Genomic DNA, 21,259 nt, shown 5'->3' with positions numbered 1-21,259 from the left:
GCAGTGCAATGTCTGGGCAGCCGGCCGGGCCTCGGCCGAACTTGGTGCTTCGCATCGACGCCGACCTGTCGCGGCGAATCACGTCTCTCGCCGGGGAAACCGGTGCCGACTGCGAGGCGGTCGTGGTCGCGGGGCTGGCCGCGACCCTCTTCCGCTACGACCGCACACCGACCCGTCCGGTGCTCGCGGACGGACGCCTTCGCACGGTGGCCGTGTCCGGCGAAGGCTCGTTCCGGGAATTGGCCGCCACGATGCCCGAGCCTGCCGGCTCCGGGGAAGCACCGGCCGAGGTCGGGCTGCGCACCGACGCGGAAGGCCACGTGACCGAGCTGACCGTCACGCTCGACGCGGACTGGCCGGCCGCGCTCGGCCGGTCGTTCGAGCACCTGCTCCGGCACGGGACGGCCGAACCGGACACGCCCGTCGCGGCGTTGTCGCTGCTTTCCGCGGCCGAGGCCGAGCAGGTGGTCCGCGAGGCGGGTCGCCGGGTCACGGCGTTCACCCCGTCGTCCTCCGGGGTGCATCACCCCTTCGAGCGGATGGCGGCCCGCGAGCCGGATCGGCCCGCTCTGATCACCGACGGCGAAACGGTGACCTACGGGCAACTCGACGCGCGCGCCGACCGGTTCGCCGCGCACCTCGCCGAGCTCGGCGCCGGGCCGGAGTGCCGGGTCGGCCTGTACGTGGAGCGGACCCCGGAACTCGTGGTGGCCATGCTCGCGGTGCTGAAGGCGGGGGCTTCGTTCGTCCCGTTGGACCGGCGGACGCCGCGAGCACGCGTCGAACGGATCCTCCGGAGCGCGGACGCCCGGCTGGTGGTCGCCGGTTCCGGGACGCGGCGGGAAGTTTCCGGCTTGGACGTGCCGGTGGTGACCGAAGGCGATTCCGCCGGGACGACCCCGGACCGGGGCGTCCGGGCCGGCGTCGCGCCCGACCAGGCGGCGGTCACGTACTTCACCTCCGGCTCCGCCGGGCAGCCGAAGGGAGTGGTGCTCGGGCACCGGTGCGTCTCGGGCCGGATCGACTGGATCACCCGGCGCTACGCGCTGGGTCCCGGGTCAGTGGTCCTGCACAAGACCCCGTTGATCTTCGACGTCGCGCTGATCGAGGTCTTCGCCCCGCTCGGCGTGGGCGCGGCCGTCCGCATGGTGGCTCCCGGCGCGGAGGCCGACGTCGGCTATCTCGCCGACGTGCTCGGCACGGAGCGGATCGACTTCGTGCACTTCGTCCCGTCGGTGCTCAAAGCCTTCCTCGGTGGCACCGAAGGGCGAACGTTCCCCGGCGTGCGGTGGGTGCAGACCTCCGGCGAGGCGATGCCGTCGCGATTGCTCGAAGGCGTTCGGGATCGCTTCCCCGCAGCGGAGTTCCACGCGGCGTACGGTCAGACGGAAACCTCCGAAGTGGCCTGCTGGGAGGGGAGCTCCTTCGGGGGCGGGCCCACCGTGCCGGTCGGTCACCAGGTCGGGCTGTACCGGGTGCTGGTGCTGGACGAACACCTGAACCCGGTGCCGGCCGGCGTGCCCGGCGAAATCTGCGTCGCCGGTGCCGGTGGCCTGGCACGGGGATACCACCGGCAGCCGGAGCTGACCGCGCAGCGATTCGTCCCGGACCCGTGGCCGCTTGCGCCGGGAGAGCGGCTCTACCGCACCGGGGACCTCGGCGTCGCCGGCGAGGACGGCGGGATCGCGTTCCTCGGCCGCGCCGACGACCAGGTGAAGATCCGCGGGGCCCGGGTCGAGCTCGCCGAAGTCGAGTCCGTCCTGGCGGCCGCTCCGGACGTGCTGGACTGCGCGGTGCTCGCCCGGCCGGACGCCCACGGCGATCTGGAACTGGTCGCCTACCTGCTCGGCCCGGCTGTCTCGACCGGCGACCTGGCGGCCTGGGCGGCCGCCCGGCTTCCGGGGTACATGGTTCCCTCGGCCTACGTCCGCCTCGCGGAGTGGCCGTTGACGAAGTCGGGGAAACTGGCCCGCGCCGAGCTGCCCCGGCCTTCCGCGGCGGACCGCGTGGCCGCCAAGAGCGAAGACGGGACGTCGTCCGCGTCCGAACTCGAGGCCGAGCTGTGCGGCCTCGTCGCGGGCATCCTCCGGATCGACGAGCTCGGCCCGCTCGACGACTTCTTCCTGGTCGGCGGCAACTCCCTCCGGGTCACCCAGGTCATGGTCCGGGTCCGCGCGCTGTTCGGCGTGCGGCTCGCGGTCGCCGAGTTCTTCGAGGAGCCGACCGTGCGACGGCTGGCCGCCCTGATCGAACGGGAACTTTCGATCGCCGTGTCGGCTCTTTCCGACGAGGACGTCGCCCAGCGCATCGCGTCGGTGCCCGGTTCCGCGGTGACCCGATGAGCGACCTGACCCCCGCACAGCGCGAGCTGGTGCAACGCCTGCTGCGGCAGAAGCTCGCCGATGTCCGGTACGACCGCCTTCCCCACCGCGGGGGCCTCGTCAAGGTGCCGCTCACCCCGGCTCAGGCGGGCATATGGTTCTTCACCCAGGCGTTCCCGCGCAGCTCGGAGTACAACCTCTTCGACCTCGTCCGGATCCCGTGGACCGGCTCCGAAGCACGGCTGCGCGAATGCGTGCGGACCTTGATCGGCAGGCACGAGGCGCTGCGCATCGCCGTGACGGTGGAAGACGGCGAGGCCATCCAGTACGACACGGGGCAGGCGGAGCCGAGGATCGAGTGGTTCGACCTGCGCGCACTGGCTCCGGAAGCGGCACACGCCCGGGCCGAGGAGCTCGCGAACGCGGCCGCCCGCGTGCCGATCCGCATCGACGAAGCACCCCTGTTCCGGATCACCGCGATGGCCATGCCCGATGACCGGACGCTCCTGCTGCTCGTGCTGCACCACCTCGTCGCCGACTTCGTCTCGATGGCCATCCTGATCGACGAGCTGACGACCTCGCTGGACGGTGGCTCGCTCGCGCCGGCGCCCGGGGTCGGCTTCCTCGACTACGCCGCCTGGACAGCAGCGGAGCCCGACACCGAACGGATGGCGGTCGAAGCCGGCTACTGGCGGACGAAGCTGGCGGGCGAACTGCCGGTGCTCGACCTGCCCGCCGACCGGCCCCGCCCCGCCGAGCCCACTCGCCGGGGCGTCTCGGTCGCCGTCACGGTCCCGGAGGACGTGGTCGCGTCGCTCAAACGGATCGCGGCCGAGGAACGCACCACGTTGTTCGTCGTGGCACTGGCCGTCTACCAGCTCACCCTGGTGCGGCTGTCCGGCGAGCGGGACGTCATCGTCGGCACCGCCTTCGCGGGGCGCGATCACCCCGACGTGGAGCAGATGCTCGGGTGCTTCGTGCGGTCGGTCGCACTGCGCACGCCGATCGGTCCCGGCACGTCCTTCCGCCGGGTGGTGCGTGCCGTGCACACCACGGTCGCCGAAGCCCACGACCACCAGAAGATCCCCTTCGAGCGCGTCGTCGACCTGCTCGGAGTGCCCCGCCGCCTGGACAACCACCCGGTCTTCCAGACGTTCTTCGGCTACCAGAGCAACGAAACACCGGAGCGGCCCGGGGTCGAGCTCAACCCGATCACCCTCCTGGACTACGACTCCGCGAAGTGGGACCTGTCGACGACCTTCGCGGAAACGGGAAAGGTCATCGCAGGCAGTATCGAAGGCGCGGCCGATCTGTTCGACCGTGTCACGGTCGCCCGGTTCCGTGATGTCTACCTGCGCCTGTGCGCCGAAACGGGCCGTGCCCCGGACCGGCCGGTCGGCGCGCATGCCCTGCTGGGGCCGGAAGAACGCCGTCGCGTGCTGGAGGAGCTGAACGAGTACCGGCCGGCGCGGGTCGACCACGCCACGCTCGCCGGCCCCTTCGAGGATCAGGCGCGGCGCACGCCCGGACGCACCGCGCTGGAGACGGCGAGCCGGACGCTGACCTACCGCGAACTCGACGAGTGGGCGAATCGGCTCGCCCACGCACTGCGCGCGCACGGTGTCCGGCGCGGTGACCGGGTCGCGCTGCTGATGTGCCGCAGCTTGGAAGCGGTCGTCCTGCTGTACGCGGTGGCGAAGAGCGGCGCGGCGTTCGTCCCGCTCGACCCGGAGCTGCCGGCGGCCAGGCTCGCCGACATGATCGAAGACGTCGAGCCGCGGCTGGTGATCGCGGACCCGGCGCTGGTGGCGAGCGTGCCGGGCCACGGTCCGGTGTTCCCGTTCACCGCTCTCGACGAGGCGGCGGCCGGACGACCCAGGACACGGCTCGCCGTCGACGGCGACAGCGGGAACGTTTCGCACCTGCTCTACACGTCCGGGTCGACGGGCAGGCCCAAGGCCGTCGTCTGCTCGGTCCGGACCGCACTCGCCGACATCTTCGAGATGCAGCGGCGACTCGGGTACGGCCCGGACGACGCGGTGCTGTTCAAGACGTCCTACGGCTTCGACACGTCGCTGTGGGAAACGTTCTGGCCGCTGTACACCGGTGCGAGGACGGTCATCTGCCCCGCGGACGCGGAAAAGGACCCGGTCCGGTTGATCGAGGTGATCGAGCGCCACCGGATCACCGTCGTCGACCTCACGCCCAGCGTCCTGCAGGCCGTGCTCGAGCAGCTGGACGGCCCGCGCTGCGGTTCGCTGCGGTACCTGCACACCGGAGGCGAAGCCGTCGGCTCGCAGGTCCGCGCCGCCTTCCACGCCCGTTTCCCGGACGGCTCCACGCAGCTCGTCAACGGCTACGGCCCGACGGAGACCGCCTGCGTCGTCGCCGGCCGTCTCGATCCGGCTCTCGAAGGCGAAACCGTCCCGCTGGGCAGACCCCACCGGCACGCTCGGCTGTACGTACTGGACGACTGGCTCAACGTCGTACCCGCCGGGGTGGCCGGTGAGGCCTACGTCCAGGTGGGTCCCGGACTTTCGTACGGCTATCACCGGCGTCCGGAACTCACCGCCCAGCGCTACCTCCCCGATCCCTACGGGCCACCGGGCAGCCGCATGTACCGGACCGGGGACGTGTGCCGCTACCGCCCGGACGGCGTCCTCGAATTCGTCGGACGAGCCGACTCCCAGCTCAAGATCCGCGGATTGCGGGTCGAACCGGCCGAGGTGGAGGCCGCGTTCCTCGAACACCCCGATGTCGTGGAATGCGTGGTCGTCGCGGTCGGGGAAGGAGCCGACAAGCAACTCGCGGCTTTCGTGCGACTGCGGCGGGGAGCGGAGTTCGACGCCGTCGCGGTCCGGGAGCAGGCGCTGCGCTCGTTGCCGTCGCGGATCACGCCCGCGACCGTCCAGGTGGTCGATCGGATGCCGGTGACGGTCAACGGGAAGGTCGATCGGAACGCCCTGCGCGCACTGTGGCGCCCTGACCCGGTCGCCCGGCGCGGTGCCCGCGCCGAGCCGGCGAACGACCTCGAGCGCAGCCTCGCGGCGATCTACCGCGAGGTGCTCGGTGTGCCCGACGTCGGGGCGGAGGACAGCTTCTTCGACCTCGGCGGACATTCGCTGAAGGTGTTCCGGCTGCTGACCGCGTGCGATCAGCAGCTCGGGGTCCGGCCGCGGGTGGCCGACGTGTTCGCGGCGCCCACCGTCCGGCAACTCGCCGGGCGGATCGGTGCCGCGCACGAGCGGAAACCGGAGACGAGCGTCGTCCCGTTGCGGGACAACCCCGGGAAACCCCTGGTGATCCTGGTGCACGCGTCGGGTGGGTCCGCGCTCCCGTTCGTGCCGCTGGCCGGGCGGCTGGGGGACGAGTACTCCGTCCACGCGATGCAGGCACGCGACGGGGAGACCGCCGAAGACACGATCGAAGCCATCGCCGCGCGGTACGCCGGGGAGGTCGACGGCATCCGGGGAATGAGCCCGGTGCTGCTGGCCGGCTGGTCGGTGGGCGGGGCCATCGCCCTCGAGATGGCGCGGCTGTGGAGCGTGCGCGGCTTCGACGTCAGCGGGGTCGTCCTGCTCGATTCGTGGCCACCTCCGGACGTTTTCGCGCCCGGGCCGGTGCGGAGCGCGGTCCGCGAATCCATCGTCGAAATGGACGTGGTCGCGGAAGAAGGCATCGACGTGGCGCTCGCGGGCGTGGCCGACGCCGAGCTGGACCGGTTGCGTAGCGTGATCGAACGGCACCGCCGGGCACTGCTGGCTTACCGGCCCGCGCCGTTCCACGGCCGGGTCCACCTGGTGCGCGCCACCGGCTCGGACGGGCGCGGTGGACGGTACCCGGGGGAGGACTACGGCTGGGGCGCGGTGCTCGCCGACCTCGTCGTGCGGTCGGTGCCCGGCACCCACTCGACCCTGGTGCACGCGGAAAACGCGGAGCCGGTCGCGGCGGTCCTCCGCGAGGTCGCGGCCGACCGCGCCCCCTTCGCCGAAATCTGAGCCGAGACAAGGAGACCCGGCAGTGCAGGTTCCACGCCCCGACCTCACCGACCCGGCGCTGTACGCGTCGGGCGATCCCCATGCCGCCTGGCGTGCCCAGCGGGGGAGCTGCCCGGTGGCCAGGCACACCGCGGGCGGCGATCCCTTCTGGTCGGTCACCGGGTACGCCGAGGGCAACCGGGTCCTGCAGGACACCGCGACCTACCGGTCGGGGAGCGGGGTCCAGCTGCGACGGCGGCTGGCTGAGCCGCCTCCTGGCGCCGGCGAGATGCTGGCGCTGAGCGACGCCCCCCGGCACGGCGTACTCCGGGCGCCCTTGCGGAAACTGTTCGCGGCGAAGACGGTCGCGGCGTGGGAACCCCGGATTCGGACCGTGGTCGGCTCGCTGCTCCGGCCCGTCGTGGGCGCGGGGGTCGTGGACTTCGTCCCGGCCGTCGCCGCTCCCACCCCGATGGCCGTGCTGGGCGACCTGCTGGGGGTGGCTCCCCACGACCGGGAAGCGATCGCCGCGGCGGCGTTCGCCTCGGGAGACGAGTCGCCGGACGCCGACGGTATGTCCGCCGGGGAGGCGTACACCGTCGTACTCCTGTACTTCGCCGAACTGATCGAGGCGCGTCGCGCCCATCCGGCGGACGACGTCGCCTCGGCGTTGCTGGGTGCGGTGCGCGACGGGGCCGAGATCGCTCCCGACGAGATTCTGCTGACTTGCACGAACGTGCTGACAGCGGGAATGGACACGACCAAACTCGCGATCGGCGCGACGGTGTCCGCGTTGCTGGAGCACCCGGCCGCCTGGGCCTCCCTGCGTGCCGGAGAGGTCCCACTCGGACGGGCGGTCGAGGAGATCCTGCGCTGGATCTCGCCTGCCACCCATGTCCTGCGCACCGCGTCGGCGGCGGCGTTCCTCGGCGATGTCCGGATCTCCCCCGGGGACCCGGTCGCCGTCTGGCTGCCCGCGGTCAACCGCGACCCGGCGGTGTTCGACGCCCCTGAGGAGCTGCGGCTCGACCGGAGTCCCAACCCGCACCGGGCGTTCGCCGCCGGCGCCCACGTCTGCCTGGGCGCGTCGATCGTCCGGCTGGTGCTGCGGGTCTTTCTCGAGGAACTCCTGGCCACCACGGGAGAGGTGCTCGCCGCGGGGAAGCAGGAGCGGTTCGCTTCCGCCGTTCTCGGTGGCCCGGTCTCGCTGCCCGTCGAACTGCGACCCCGGTGACCCCCGGCGAACGAGGAGGATCGATGTCGGAAGCCCGGGCTCTGCTGGCCGCACTGCGCGGACGCGGGGTGCAGCTGTGGACGAACGAGGGCAGAATCCGCTACCGGCCCGAAGACGCCTTGGCCGCCGAGGACATCGCGTTCCTGCGCGAGCACAAGGCCGAGGTCATCGGCCTGCTCGAACAGGGGAACGCCGCGAAACCGCACGGCCCGAGGCCGCTGTCCGCGGCCCAGGAAAGCCTGTGGTTCCTGGAACAGCTCGGCGGGCACGGGCCGGCTTACAACATCGTCAGCGGGTTCCGCCTGGCGGGAAGGCTCGACGAGACCGCCCTGCGCCGGGCGTTCGACGAACTGGTGCGACGCCACGAGATCCTCCGCACCCGGTTCGGCTCGGTGGAAGGCACACCGGTGCAACTGGTCGCGCCGGTCGCGCCCGCCCGCTTCCACCGCGTCGATCTGTCGTCCGCGGACCCGGCGACCCGGCGTCGGCGGGTGGGTGAACTCGTCGACCGCGAGCTGGCCCGCCGGTTCGACCTCGAACAGGAGAACGCCTTCGTGGTGTCGTTGCTGCGGCTGGCGCCCGAAGAGCACCTGCTCGTCGTCAACGTGCACCACATCCTCTACGACGCGACGTCCGACAGTGTGTTCTTCGACGAGCTGGATCGGCTGTACCGGGCATTCGAGGCCGGTGCCGCCTCGCCGCTGCCCGAGCCGACGTGGCAGTTCGGCGACTACGCGGAGTGGGAACGCCGCTGGTCCCGGAGCGACGAGTTCCGCGGACAGCTGCGGTACTGGCGGGAGCGGCTGGCCGGCGCACCGGCGGGGCTCGAACTCCCGCTCGACCGCCCACGGCCGCTCACCCCCGACCACACCGGTGACGTGGTCGCGCTGACCCTCGGCGGCCGGCTGGCGGACTCGGTGCGCGAGCTCGCCAAGGAACGAGGTGCCACGCCGTTCATGGTGCTGCTGGCCGCGTACCACGCGCTGTTGTGGTCGTCGACCCGGCAGCGGGACATCTCGGTCGGGGTCGCGATCGACGGCCGGGGACACCCGGACGCCGACGCGCTGATCGGCTACTTCCTCGCCGTGCTGCCGATCCGCGCCGAGATCTCCGCCGGTGCCGGCTTCGCCGATCTGCTGGAGACCATCCGGGAACGGGTCATCGAGGCCTACGACAATCGGAACGTCCCGCTGGCGCGCCTCGTTGCGGAGCTCCGGCCCGCGCGGGAGCCGGGCAGGCAGCCCTTCTTCCAGACGCTGTTCTCGTACCTGGGCGGTGGCGCCACCCGGCTCGGTGACCTCACCCTCGAACCGGTGGACCTTCCCGGCCGGTCGGCGAAGTTCGATCTCTCGTTGTTCGTGGCGGAGACGGCGGGGGGATTCGACGCGAGCTTCGAGTACGCCACCGCGGTGTTCGACCGGGCGACCGTCGAACGGCTGGCCGGACGGTTCGAGCGGCTGCTGGAAGGCGCTGTCGCGGCCCCGCGGCTGCCGCTCGCCCGGCAGCCCCTGCTGTCCGACGCGGAGCGCCGGCTGCTGACCGGCTGGAACGCCACCGGCGCGCCGGTGCGCGACGTCACCCTGACCACCCTGATCGCCGAGCGGATCTCGCTGCATCCCGGGCGGACCGCCGTGGTGACCGACGGGACCGCGCTGACCTACGCGGAGCTGGACCACCGGTCGACGCAGGCGGCACACCACCTCCTGGCGCACGGCGTCGCCGCCGACCGGGTGGTGGGTGTGCACTTCGGCCGATCGATCGAACTCGTGGTCGCGGTGCTGGGGGTGCTGAAGGCGGGCGGGGCGTACCTGCCACTGGATCCCGAACTGCCGCCGGAACGCATCCGGTTCATGGTGACCGACACCGCGGCTGCCGTGGTGCTCACCGACCAGGCGGGGCGTGCGCAACTGCCCGCACTCCCGGGGACGGCGGTGCTGGCGATCGAGGACAGGACGGCACCGGCACCGGCCGCTGCCTTGCCGGTGCGGGTGCACCCGGAGAACCTCGCCTACGTAATCTACACCTCCGGCTCCACCGGACGTCCCAAGGGCGTGGCGAACACCCACCGAGGCATCGTGAACCGGCTGTCGTGGATGCAGGGGGCGTATGCACTGGGTGCCGACGACGTCGTCCTGCACAAGACACCGATCGGCTTCGACGTCTCGGTCTGGGAACTGTTCTGGCCGCTGGTCTCCGGGGCGCGGCTGGTCCTCGCGGCGCCGGGCGGGCACCGGGATCCGCACTACCTGGCGGAGGTCCTTCGCCAGCACCGGGTCACCACGGTCCACTTCGTACCGTCCATGCTCCGGGCGTTCCTGGACGCGGAGGTGGTCCCGGGCGCGTCGGTGCGGCGGATACTGTGCAGTGGCGAGGAACTCCCGCGGCAGCTGGTCACCGATCTCCTCGCGGTCTTCGCCGGTGAGCTGCACAACCTCTACGGCCCCACCGAGGCCGCGATCGACGTCAGCAGCCACCCGTGCACGGCGGGCGAGGCGGGCCGGGTGCCGATCGGACGTCCGATCTGGAACACGCGGCTCCACGTGCTGGACGAAAACCTGGAGCCGGTGCCGATCGGCGTGCCGGGCGAGTTGTACCTCGGTGGTGTCCAGCTGGCCCGTGGGTATCTCGGCAGACCGGACCTGACCGCCGAGCGGTTCGTGCCGGATCCCTTCGCCGCCGCGGGCGAGCGCCTGTACCGCTCCGGTGACATCGCGAAGGTCCGGCCGGACGGGGCGATCGTCTACCTGGGCCGGATCGACGACCAGGTGAAGATCCGCGGCCACCGGGTGGAACCCGGCGAAGTCGCGCAGGTGCTCCGGGACTTCCCCGAGGTCACCGACGCGGTGGTCGTGGCCAGGGAAGACCGTCCGGGCGATCCGCGGCTGGTGGCCTATCTGACCGGCGGCCGCCTCGAGCCCGCCGAGCTGCGCGATTGGGCGAGCAGCCGGTTGCCCGCGCCCCTGGTGCCTTCGGCGTATGTCGCCGTCGACTTCCTCCCCGTGACGGCGAACGGGAAGCTCGACCGCCGTGCGCTCCCTGCCCCCGGTGCAGCGGACCTGCCCTCGGGGGCCGGGGCCGTCGCGCCGGTCACAGCCGTGGAGACCACGCTCGCCGGCATCGTCGCCGAGGTCCTCGGCCTGCCCCGGGTGGGGACGCAGGAAGACTTCTTCGCGCTGGGCGGGCATTCGCTGCTGGTGACCCAGGTCATCGCCCGGGTCCGGCGGGACCTGGGGGTGGACGTGCCCGTGGGAGCCTTCTACGCCGGGCCGACGGTCGCCGGACTCGCCGGGCTGGTCACCCGGGAGGTGCCGGGCGCCGAGAGCGAGCTGGTACGCGCGGATCGTGACGGCCCGCTGAAAGCCTCGTTCGCGCAGGAGCGGATGTGGCTGGCGGATCAGCTCTCCGCCGCGCCGGGCACCCACACCGTCTCGGCGGCCTGGCAGCTCACCGGCGCCCTCGACGTGCCCGCTCTGGAGGGCGCCGTGCGGGAGGTCGTGCGCCGGCACGAGAACCTGCGCACGGCGTTCAGGGCGATCGGGGGCGAGCTGTTCCTCGAAATCGCGGAGCCGCCGGACTCCGCGTCGAGGTTCACCGACCTGGCGAGTGCCGGTGGCACGCCCGAGGATGCCCGGCGCCTGCTCGCCGAAGACGACGAGACGCCGTTCCGGCTCGACAGCGGGCCGCTGCTGCGCGCGCACGTCGTCAGGCTGGGGCCGCGCGAGCACTTCTTCGGGATCACCGTGCACCACACCGTCGCCGATCACTGGTCGTTCGGCGTCCTCCTGGCCGAACTGTCCGCCGCATACACGGCGCTGGCCGAGGGAAAGGCCCCGTCCCTGCCGGCGCTGCCCGCCCAGTACGCGGATTACGCCGCGTGGCAGCGGGAACTGCTGACCGAGGAGGTGCTGGCCGGACACCTCGCCTACTGGACGGACTACCTGGCCGGTGCGTCCCCGGAGACCGGTCTGTCCGCTGCCCGCCGCCGGCCCGCGCACCCCGCGCACGCCGCCGGCGCGGTCGACTTCGAGATCCCCGCCGTGTCCGCCGACCGGCTGCGCGCGCTGGGCCGGGACCTCGGTGCCACCCCGTTCGAGGTGCTGCTCACCGCGTTCGCCGTGCTGCTGCACCGGATCGGCGGCCAGGACGACCTCTGCCTCGGGTACTTCTCGGCGAACCGGGAGCGGGTCGAATTCGAAGGGCTCATCGGATACTTCGTGAACACGCTGGTCCTCCGCTCCCGGATCGGCCCCGGCACGGGTTTCGCCGACGCCCTGGCGGACGTGGCGGCTTCCGTGCGCGCGATGGAAGAGCACCGGGCACTGCCCTTCCAGCACGTCGTCGAGCGGCTGCGGGCGGGGCACGACACCGAGCGTCATCCGATCTTCGACGTCGCCTTCAACTACCTGCGTGAAACGGGGGAAAGCGGGTTGCGGCTGCCCGGTGTGGACGCCGGACCGCTGGCACTCGACCGGACCCGCACCCAGTTCGCCCTCACCTTGGCGATCCTCGACCGGGGCTCGGGCCGGCCGATGGGGGCGACCTTCGAATACGACACCGAAGTCTTCGACCGGGCGACCGCCGAGCGGTTCGCCGCGCAGCTGGTGACCTTGACGGCCTCGGTGTCCGGCGCGCCGCGCGTCCCGGTGCGGGAACTGCCGTTCGGCACCCCCGCGGCCGGCCGGACCGCCGGCCGGGAACCGGTGCGGACGACGACCATCCCGGCGGAGTTCGAGGCGTGGGCGGCGCGGGTGCCGGACGCCGTCGCGGTCACCGGCCCGGCCGGCGCACTGGCGCCGGGAACGCTCACCTACCGGGAGCTGAACGCGCGAGCCAACCAGCTCGGCCGCTACCTGCTCGACCGTGGCGCGGGTGCCGAACGGATCGTCGCGCTCGTGGTGGAGCGCACGGTGGACCTGGTCGTCGCGGTCCTCGCGACGCTGAAGACCGGAGCGGCGTACCTGCCGATCAACCCGGACGACCCACCGGCCCGCATCGCGGATCTGCTCGCCGACGCGGACCCGGTGCACGTTCTCGCGTCGGCGGACGTCCCGCTGCCGGACGAGCGCGTCACCAGGCTCGGCACCGGCCTTCCGGCGGTGCTGGACGGCATCGAAGCCGCCGGCCTCCCCACCGGGCCGGAGCCGGGCAACGCCGCATACGTGATCTACACCTCGGGCTCCACCGGCCGGCCGAAGGGCGTCGTCGTCCCGCACCAGAACGTCATCCGGCTGCTCGACCAGACCGATCCGTGGTTCGGCTTCGGACCGGCGGACACCGGGGTCCTGTTCCACTCCTACACCTTCGACTTTTCCGTCTGGGAGCTGTGGAGCATGCTGCTGAAGGGCGGCAGGCTGGTCGTCGTCCCGCACTCGACCTCGCGGGCCCCCGGGGAGTTCCTGCGCTTGCTCCGGAGCGAGCGGGTCACCGTGCTCAACCAGACGCCGACGGCCTTCTACCAGCTCATGAAGGCGGAGCAGGCACGACGTCAGGACGACAGGCCCCTCGTTTTGCGCTCCGTCGTCTTCGGTGGCGAGGCGCTGGACGCGAGCAGGCTGGCGGACTGGTACGCCGGGCATCCCGAACGCTCTCCGTTGCTGGTCAACATGTACGGCATCACCGAGACGACGGTGCACGTCACGTACTTCGAACTCGATCGGCAATGCGCCACCGGAACCGCAGGCAGCGTGATCGGCACCGCCATCCCCGATCTCGAGCTGTCCGTCCTCGACGACCACCTGCGGCCGGTGCCTCCCGGAGCGGTGGGTGAGCTCCACATCTCCGGCGCGGGTCTGGCGCGTGGCTACCTCGGCCAACCGGAGCTCACCGCGGAAAGGTTCGTGCCCGACCCCCTCGGCGGGCCGGGAGCCAGGATGTACCGGTCGGGAGACCTGGCGCGGATCCGGCCGGAGGGAACGGTCGAATACCTCGGCAGGATCGACGACCAGGTGAAGATCCGCGGGCACCGCGTCGAACTCGGCGAGATCGAACAGGTGCTGCGCGACTGCCCGCAGGTCACCGACGCGGTCGTCACGGTGCGGGAGGACCGTCCCGACGACCAGCGGCTCGTGGCGTACTTGACCGGTCGCGCGGAGCCGCGGTCCGCCTTGGCCGAGTGGGCGCGAGCGCGGCTGCCCCGGTACATGGTCCCGTCAGCCTATGTCTTCGTCGAGGAGTTTCCCCTGACCGTGAACGGAAAGCTCGACCGGCGCGCGCTACCCGCACCCGGCGTGGCGGACCTGCCCCCGGGGATCGGTTTCGTGGCGCCGGCCACGGCAGCGGAGCGTGCACTCGCCCGGTTCTGGGCCGACGTGCTGGGGGTGCCCGTCGTCGGGCGGCACGACAACTTCTTCGAAATCGGCGGACACTCGCTGCTCGCCACGCGCATTCTCGCGCTGGTGCGGGACCGGTGGGGGACCGAGCTTCCCCTGCGCGATTTCTACAAGCACCCCACCGTCGCCGAACTGGCCGGCTTCGTCGCGGGCGGCGCGGCCGGCGAAGAGCGCGTCGTCGGTGTCCTGTGATCACGCGTATTCGAGGATGTGGTGAAAGTGGCAACACCTGCCGGTGCGGGGTCCCGGGGGAAAGCGGTCGTCGACGTCGTGCTGGCGGAACTGCGCCGCAGGCGCGTGCGGATCCGGGTCGAAGGAGGGGCGCTGCACTACGACGCTCCCCGCGATGCGCTCGACGAAGGCTTTCTCGCCGTCCTTCGCGAACACCGCGCCGAGCTCATCGACCGGCTGAGCCACGCGGGCGAAGCAACGGTGCGGCTCACCCCGTTCACCGGGCCGGGGGACCGGGTGATCTTCGTGTTCCCCGCCGCCGGGTCCGGTCCGAGCGCCTTCCGCTCGTGGCGGGACGTGGCTCCGCCGGGCACGGAGATCGTCCTGGTCCACCTGCCGGGGCGCGAGGACCGGGTGGACGAGTCCCCCTTCACCCGCGCGGCACCGCTCGCCGACCAGGTCGCGAAGCTGATCCTCGGCTACGGCGAGCGGCCCTTCGCACTCTTCGGTCACTGCATGGGGGCCTTGGTGGGCCGGGAGGTCGTGCGGCGCCTCGGGGACCGGAAGCCCGCCGTGCTCGCCGCGGCGGCGGCCCCGCCGCCGGACGCGGTCGACGTCGAGGAGGACCCGAGCGACGACCACCTCGTCGAGACGCTCGCCGGCTGGGGCGCGACGCCACCCGAACTGCTCGGGGACCGGCGCGCGCTGTCCGTGCTGATCGAGCCGTTGCGCGCCGATCTGGCGGTGATGGCCGAGTGCCGGCGGAACTGGTCGGAAGAGGAGAAACTCGACGTCCCCGTGCTCGCCCTCGCCGGGGAGTCCGATGATTCGACGCCGGAATCCACTTGCGCGGAATGGGCTCGCTGGACAGATTCCACGTTCACCTTGCGCACCGTCGCGGGTGGTCATTTCTTCCCGGTCGAACAGCCGCGACGAGTGCTCGCCACTCTCGCGGAAGCCATCGTCCAGCCGTAAGCGGAAAGAGAAGGGAAACCGAACCATGCGTTCACACCTGGTGGGCACCATCCAGCTCGACCACGACAAGGTCGCCGACGAGCTGGACGCGTCACGGCGCCTGGAATTCCACGAACCCTACGAGGAGTTCATCTGCGGTCGCACGACCGCGGGCGAAGGACAGCTCATGCTCTACACACCGGGAGGCGAGGTCGGCGACGGCATCATCGCCAACTACGACCCCGACGCCCCGCCGGGGTTCACCGAGCACGGCAGGCGGCTGCCGTACGTGGCGAGTCTCATGGAGCAGGCCCTCGCCATGGAGCACGTGCGGTTCGCGCGCGTGGTGTGCATGAAGTCCAATGTGCTCGTACCGCACCGCGACTACGTCGAATTCGAGTCGGTGAGCACCGAGAGCAGGCCCATGCACCGGCTGCACATCCCGCTGATCACCAACGAGCACTGCATGTTCAGCGACAACAACACGGTGTACCGGATGAAGGCGGGCGAGGTGTGGTTCCTCGACGCGACCCAGGTGCACACCGCCGCGGCGCTGACCACACTGCCGCGGATGCACCTCATCGTCGACTTCGCGGACGTCCCGGATCGCGCGGACCTGCTGCGGATCGACCTGGCCCCGACCCAGGAAATCCCCGAGCGCAGCCTCGTCACCCGGCCGCCGCTCTCGGAGGCGGAGCGGGCGGCGCTGCACGGCCTGGCGTGGCTGGTCACCGAGACGAGCATCCTCGACATGTTCGGGATCATCGCCAAGACCCACTTCCGGCGCGACGGCGGGGAAGACTTCTTCTGGAACACGGTGGCGAACATCCGCGACCGGCTCACCGACAGCGGTCTGGCCGCGCACCTGGACAACCTGCACAGCTACTACGTGCAGAGCCGGGGCAAGTAGCGGGAAAGGGAACCGGTGCGTCACGGAATCGTCATCCTGCCGGAGGATTCATGGTCCGAAACGCGGGGGAGGTGGCAACGGGCCGAGGAACTCGGCTTCAGCCACGCGTGGACCTTCGACCACCTCTCCTGGCGGTGGCTGCGCGATTCGCCGTGGTTCTCGGCGATGCCACTGCTGGCGGCGGCAGCCGCGTCGACGGAACGGATCCGGCTGGGCACGCTCGTGGCCAGCCCGAACCTCCGCCTTCCCGTCACCTTCGCCAAGGACGTGATGACCTTGGACGACATCTCGGCCGGGCGGGCGATCTGCGGGATCGGAGCCGGTGCGGGCGGGGCGGACGCCCAGGTCCTCGGCGTCGCCCCGCTGTCGCCCGGCACCCGCGGCCGCCGGTTCGAGGAGTTCGTGGAGCTGACCGACCTGCTGCTGCGCAACGAGCGGACCACTTTCGACGGCGAGTTCTACCGGGCCGTCGACGCCCGGATGCACCCCGGTTGCGTTCAGCGCCCGCGCACCCCGATCGCCGTCGCGGCGACCGGCAGGCGTGGTCTGCGGCTCGTGGCCCGCACGGCCGACGCCTGGATCACCACCGGGGTGCCCGGGAACTTCGATCCGGGCCGGTTCGACAGCCGGACAGGACCGCTTCGCGAGCAGCTCGATCGGCTGGCCGAGGCGTGCGCCGCCGAAGGGCGCGACTTCCGCGCACTCGACAAGATCGTCGTCGCGGGGGTCCAGCTCGGGGGCGCGCTGGAATCGAGAACGGCCTTCGAGGAGGCGACGGGCCATTTCGAGGAGCTCGGGTTCACCGACATGGTGGTGTTCTGGCCACGTCGCACGTTCCCGTTCGAAGGCCGCGTGGCCGTGCTCGAGGCCATCGCTCCGTCGCTGACACCCGGCCTCACCGCAACCGGAGGGAAACGATGAACGGTGCCGCTGCCCTGCTCGGATCGCTCCGGGCGGCCGGGCTCACGGTCTGCTTCGCCAACCCGGGCACCTCCGAGTTGCACCTGGTCGCGGCGCTGGACTCCACGCCGGGCGTGCGGGGCGTCCTCTGCCTGTTCGAAGGGGTGGCCACCGGAGCGGCGGACGGTTACGCCCGGATGGCCGGACAGCCCGCCGCCACCCTGCTCCACCAAGGGCCGGGCTTGGCCAACGGGCTGGCCAACCTCCACAACGCCCAGCGCGCGCGGACGCCGGTCGTTTCGCTCGTCGGCGCGAGCACCACCGAGCACCGTGCGCTCGACGCCCCGCTGGAGTCCGACGTCGCCGCTGTCGCGGCACCGTTCTCCCGCTGGGTCAGGATGGCCGAGGCCGCCAGGACGATCGGGGAGGACGCCGTTGCCGCGGTCCGCGCCGCGCAGCGGGCGCCGCACGGCGTGGCCACGCTCATCGTGCCGTCCGACGTGGCGTGGGCGGAGGGCGCCCGGATGGCCGAGCCCGGGCCTGCGCCGTCGGCACCACCGGTTCCGGCCGGCGAACTCGGCCGGGTGGCGGACCTGCTGAGGCGAGGGGCGGCGGTGACCCTGCTGCTCGGCGGGGCGGCGCTTCGGCACGACGGCTTGGCCGCCGCGGCGAAGATCGGGGCGGCCACCGGAATCCGCGTGATGGCCGAGACGTTCCCGGCCCGGCTGGAACGCGGGATCGGGGTCGCGCCCGTCGAGCGGCTCGCCGCGGACGTCGAACGTGCGCGACGGCAGCTGTCCGGTACCGGCAGGCTGGTGCTGGTCGACTCCGTGCCGCCGGTGGCCGCGTTCGGGTCTCCGGGAGCTCGCGGCGAGCTGACGCCACCGGGCTGCGTGGTGGACCGGCTGGGTGCGCCGGGAGAGGACGTGGCCGCGGCTCTCGAAGAACTCGCCGGCGTACTGGCACCGGGGGTGCGCGCACACCCGGCCGCGCCTCTGGTCCGGTCGAAACCCCTGACCGGGTCGCGGTTCACCCTGGCGAGCATCGGAAAAGTGATCGCCGCGCAGCTACCCGAGGGAGCCGTCGTCGTCGACGAGGCCAACACCTCGGGTCCGGACCTGGTGTCCGCGCTGGAAGCGGCGCCACGCCACGACCTGCTCTCGTTGTGCGGGTTCGCGATCGGCGAGGGCCTGCCGCTCTCGATCGGTGCCGCACTGGCGTGCCCGGCACGGCCGGTGATCTGCCTTCAGGCGGACGGCAGCGCGATGTACTCGATCAGCGCGTTGTGGACGCAGGCACGAGAGCGGCTCGACGTGACCACGCTGGTGCTGAACAATCGCGGATACGCGATCCTGCGGGCCGCCGAACGCCGGCTGCGCGACGGGAACCCCGGATCGTCCCCGTTGTTCGACGTCGCGGATCCCGAACTCGATTTCGTCGCGATCAGCACGGGCATGGGTGTGCCGGCCGCCAGGGCGCGAACGGCGGATGAGCTGGGTGACCACCTCGCCTGGGCCATGGCCGAAGCCGGACCGCATTTGATCGAGGTAGTGCTGGCGGGGGAGGACCCTCGGTGAGCGGGGTGACGACGGAAGCGCTGGCCCGGTTGTTCGCGGAGTGCCTCGGCCGGGAAAGCGTCGGCCACGACGACGATTTCTTCGAACTCGGCGGGTATTCGCTCCCCGCTGCGAAGCTGGCCGGGGAAATACGGCTGGCCTTCGGGCGTTCGGTCGGCATAGCCGACATCTTCCGCAACCCGAGTGTCCGCGCGCTGGAGGTCATGCTCCGTGGGAGTGCCGTGCGTCCGGTGCCGATCGAACCGGCCGCTTCCGTGCCCCCGCCCCTGTCCTTCGCCCAGGAACGCTTGTGGATCCTGGAAACCTTCCACGGCCCGTCAGCCCTCTACCACGTTCCGCTGGTCCTCGACCTTCGCGGTGACCTCGCCGTCGGAGCACTGCGCGCGGCGATCGGCGACCTGGTTGCCCGGCACGAACCGCTGCGGACGCGGATCACGATCGGCGACACCGCATTCGCCCAGGAGGTCCTGCCTGCCGAAGCCGTGAGCCCGCTGCGCGTCACCGCCTCGGACGAACAGGAGGTGGACAGGGTGGTGCTGGCTGCGGCGACCGCGCCGTTCGACCTCGTCGACGAGGCGCCGTTCCGTGCGCACCTGTTCCCGGTGGGGCCGGACCGAAGCGTGCTGCTCCTGTTGTTCCACCACATCGCCGTCGACGGCTGGTCGCTCGACGTGGTGGCCGACGACCTCGGGTTCGCCTACACGACGAGGTTGATGGGGCTGGCGCCCGGGTGGGATCTGCTGCCCGTCCGCTACACCGACTACGCGGCGTGGGAGCGCGCTCGGCACGCCGCCGAGGACGGCGTGCCGGCCGGGCCCGGACGGCACGCGAAGTTCTGGGCGGCGACGCTGGCCGGCCTGCCCGAGTCGACCGCGATGCGCACCGACCGGCCGCGCCCCGCGGTGCCGAGCAACCGTGGCGGGCGCGTCGAGGTCCGGCTGGACCGGAACCTGCACCGGGCGGTCGCCCGGCTGGCGGCCGGCCTGGGCACGACGGTCTTCGTCGTGGTCCACACCGCCGTGGCCGTCCTGCTGCGGCGACGCGGTGCCGGCGACGACGTGGCCATCGGCGCGACCGTGTCCGGACGGCCGGATCCGGTTCTGGAACGCCTGGTCGGTCTCTTCGTGAACACGGTGATCCTGCGAGCCGATCTGTCCGGTGAGCCGACGGTGGAGCAGTTGCTGCGGCGGATTCGGAAGACGGACCTGGCGGCTTTGGAACACCACGCATATCCCTTCGACAAGGTGATCGAGCTGGTGAATCCGGCGCGTTCGATGTCGTACAACCCCGGCGTTCAGGTATTGCTCGCCTTTCAGGTGGGTGAACTCGTCCCGCCCCGGCTTCCCGGCGTCGTCGCCGAAGCGGAGCAGCTGGATGTGGGGGTCGCCAAGTTCGCCCTCACGTTCGAGTTGACCGAGTGTTCCACGGAGTCGGCGGAACCGGACGGGATCACCGGCCATCTGGAGTTCGCCGCGGATCTGTTTGACCGCACCACGGCCGAATGTATAGTTCGAGAACTGCGAAGTCTGCTCGCGGTCTTCGTGCGGGAGCCCGCGCGGCAGCTGGACGAACTGGACTGGTGACGGGAGCAAGGGGATTGGTGCATTCCGACGAGGCTCCGCAAGGTTCCACCGCTCGCCTGGCCAGGATCGTCCCGCCGCTGTTGCTTCGCGTTCCATTCCGGCGCTACTGGACGGCGCAGACGATCTCCTATCTCGGCGACCAGGTCACCTTTGTGGCGTTACCGCTGATCGCCGTGCTCGCGTTGGACGCGAGTGCCGGAGAAGTGTCGATCCTCTCGGCGGCCGGAACGCTGCCGAATCTGCTGTTCGCGCTGCACGCGGGTGTCTTCGTGGACCGGTTCGGACGGCGGCGGAAGCTGATGATCGCGACCGATCTGCTGCGCGCCGGCCTGCTGGTGACCGTTCCGGTGGCCTACTGGGCGGGGCTGCTGTCGATGGCGCACCTGTACGTGGTGGCGTTCCTGACCGGGGCGCTGGCCGTCGTGTTCGGGATCTGTGCCAACAGCCTGTTCACCGCGCTGGTGGACCGCCGGGATTTCGTTCCGGCGAATTCCCTGGTGAAAGGCAGTTACTACTTCTCGTGGGCGGCGGGGCCGCCGGCGGGCGGGGCACTGGTGCAGCTGCTGTCCGGGCCGATCGCCCTGCTCGCGGACGTGGTTTCCTTCCTGGGGTCGGCTTTGCTGCTCCGGAGCATCGCGCCGGAGGAGCCGCCGCGGCTGAAGGCGGGGCGCGACCACCTTCGGGAAGGTTTCGCGTTCATCCGCCGCGTGCCCGCGCTGCTGGCGAAGTTCCTCGTCGACGCGGGGTTGAACTTCTTCTACACCATCTACTTCACCCTGCTTCTGCTGTTCGCGATCGACGAGCTGCACCTGCCCGCGGTCGCGACCGGGTTCGTCCTGGCCGCGGGCGCGGTGGGTGCCCTGATCGGGTCGACGGTGACGACCCGGGTGACCAGCCGGATCGGTGTCGGGTGGGCGTTCCTCGGCGGCGGGTTCCTCTACCTCGGCGCGTTGGTGCTCGTGCCCATCGCGCACGGGCCGGTCTGGCTCACCACCGGAATCCTCGTCGTCGCGGAGCTGCTGTCCGGGATCGGCCTGATGGTCTGCGACATCGCGGGGAGCTCGATCCAGCAGGCCCTGACCCCGGATCGGGTGCGCGGCCGGGTCCAAGGGGTCTTCATGGTCTTCAACAACGGCTCCCGGCCGTTGGGTGCGCTTCTCGCCGGAGTGCTCGGCACCTGGCTCGGGCTCCGGACGACCTTCCTCGTCGCGGTCCTCGGCGGCCTCGTCTGCGTGCTGCTGGTGGTGCCTTCCTCGATCCGGCGGATGCGGGAGCTGCCGGAGGAGGCGGCTTGACGGCTTCC

General features: G+C 71.6%; 10 protein-coding genes. All 10 read left to right on the top strand.

Annotation, left to right across the window (positions count from 1 at the left end):
* Positions 1 to 8 precede the first annotated feature (8 nt).
* The 10 genes from ACLJPY_RS33680 (at position 9) to ACLJPY_RS33635 (ending at position 21,251) form a co-directional block, all read left to right on the top strand.
* Positions 9 to 2,342 (top strand): non-ribosomal peptide synthetase, encoded by a 2,334-nt coding sequence (locus tag ACLJPY_RS33680; RefSeq protein WP_410594773.1) that lies wholly within the window; start codon positions 9 to 11, stop codon positions 2,340 to 2,342.
* On the top strand, positions 2,339 to 6,319 hold the full coding sequence (locus ACLJPY_RS33675; RefSeq protein WP_410594771.1) for a non-ribosomal peptide synthetase: 3,981 nt from the start codon (positions 2,339 to 2,341) through the stop codon (positions 6,317 to 6,319). The genes ACLJPY_RS33680 and ACLJPY_RS33675 overlap by 4 nt, the downstream gene beginning before the upstream one ends.
* A 22-nt stretch (positions 6,320 to 6,341) precedes the next feature.
* Complete coding sequence (locus ACLJPY_RS33670; protein WP_410594769.1) at positions 6,342 to 7,532, top strand: cytochrome P450; 1,191 nt, start codon at positions 6,342 to 6,344, stop codon at positions 7,530 to 7,532.
* 23 nt (positions 7,533 to 7,555) lie between these two features.
* On the top strand, positions 7,556 to 14,053 hold the full coding sequence (locus ACLJPY_RS33665; protein WP_410594767.1) for an amino acid adenylation domain-containing protein: 6,498 nt from the start codon (positions 7,556 to 7,558) through the stop codon (positions 14,051 to 14,053).
* Between the two features lie 27 nt (positions 14,054 to 14,080).
* Positions 14,081 to 15,007: an alpha/beta fold hydrolase gene (locus ACLJPY_RS33660; protein WP_410594765.1), complete on the top strand. Its 927-nt coding sequence runs from the start codon at positions 14,081 to 14,083 to the stop codon at positions 15,005 to 15,007.
* Positions 15,008 to 15,032: 25 nt separating this feature from the next.
* Positions 15,033 to 15,896, top strand: a complete 864-nt coding sequence (locus tag ACLJPY_RS33655; protein ID WP_410594763.1) for an aspartyl/asparaginyl beta-hydroxylase domain-containing protein — start codon at positions 15,033 to 15,035, stop codon at positions 15,894 to 15,896.
* 15 nt (positions 15,897 to 15,911) lie between these two features.
* Positions 15,912 to 16,817 carry an LLM class flavin-dependent oxidoreductase gene (locus tag ACLJPY_RS33650; RefSeq protein WP_410594761.1) on the top strand — a complete coding sequence of 302 codons (906 nt, stop codon included), beginning with the start codon at positions 15,912 to 15,914 and terminating at the stop codon, positions 16,815 to 16,817.
* A complete protein-coding gene (locus tag ACLJPY_RS33645; protein ID WP_410594759.1) occupies positions 16,814 to 18,373 on the top strand; it encodes an acetolactate synthase large subunit in 1,560 nt (519 codons plus the stop codon). Before ACLJPY_RS33650 ends, ACLJPY_RS33645 begins: the two co-directional genes overlap by 4 nt.
* On the top strand, positions 18,370 to 19,956 hold the full coding sequence (locus ACLJPY_RS33640; RefSeq protein WP_410594757.1) for a condensation domain-containing protein: 1,587 nt from the start codon (positions 18,370 to 18,372) through the stop codon (positions 19,954 to 19,956). Before ACLJPY_RS33645 ends, ACLJPY_RS33640 begins: the two co-directional genes overlap by 4 nt.
* 80 nt (positions 19,957 to 20,036) lie before the next feature.
* Positions 20,037 to 21,251: an MFS transporter gene (locus ACLJPY_RS33635; RefSeq protein ID WP_410594755.1), complete on the top strand. Its 1,215-nt coding sequence runs from the start codon at positions 20,037 to 20,039 to the stop codon at positions 21,249 to 21,251.
* Positions 21,252 to 21,259 lie beyond the last annotated feature (8 nt).

It is taken from the genome of Amycolatopsis sp. lyj-23, from assembly GCF_046549135.1.
GTDB lineage: Bacteria > Actinomycetota > Actinomycetes > Mycobacteriales > Pseudonocardiaceae > Amycolatopsis.
The sequence above is the reverse complement of the archived record's forward strand: the minus strand, read 5'-3'. Positions and strand labels throughout refer to the sequence as shown.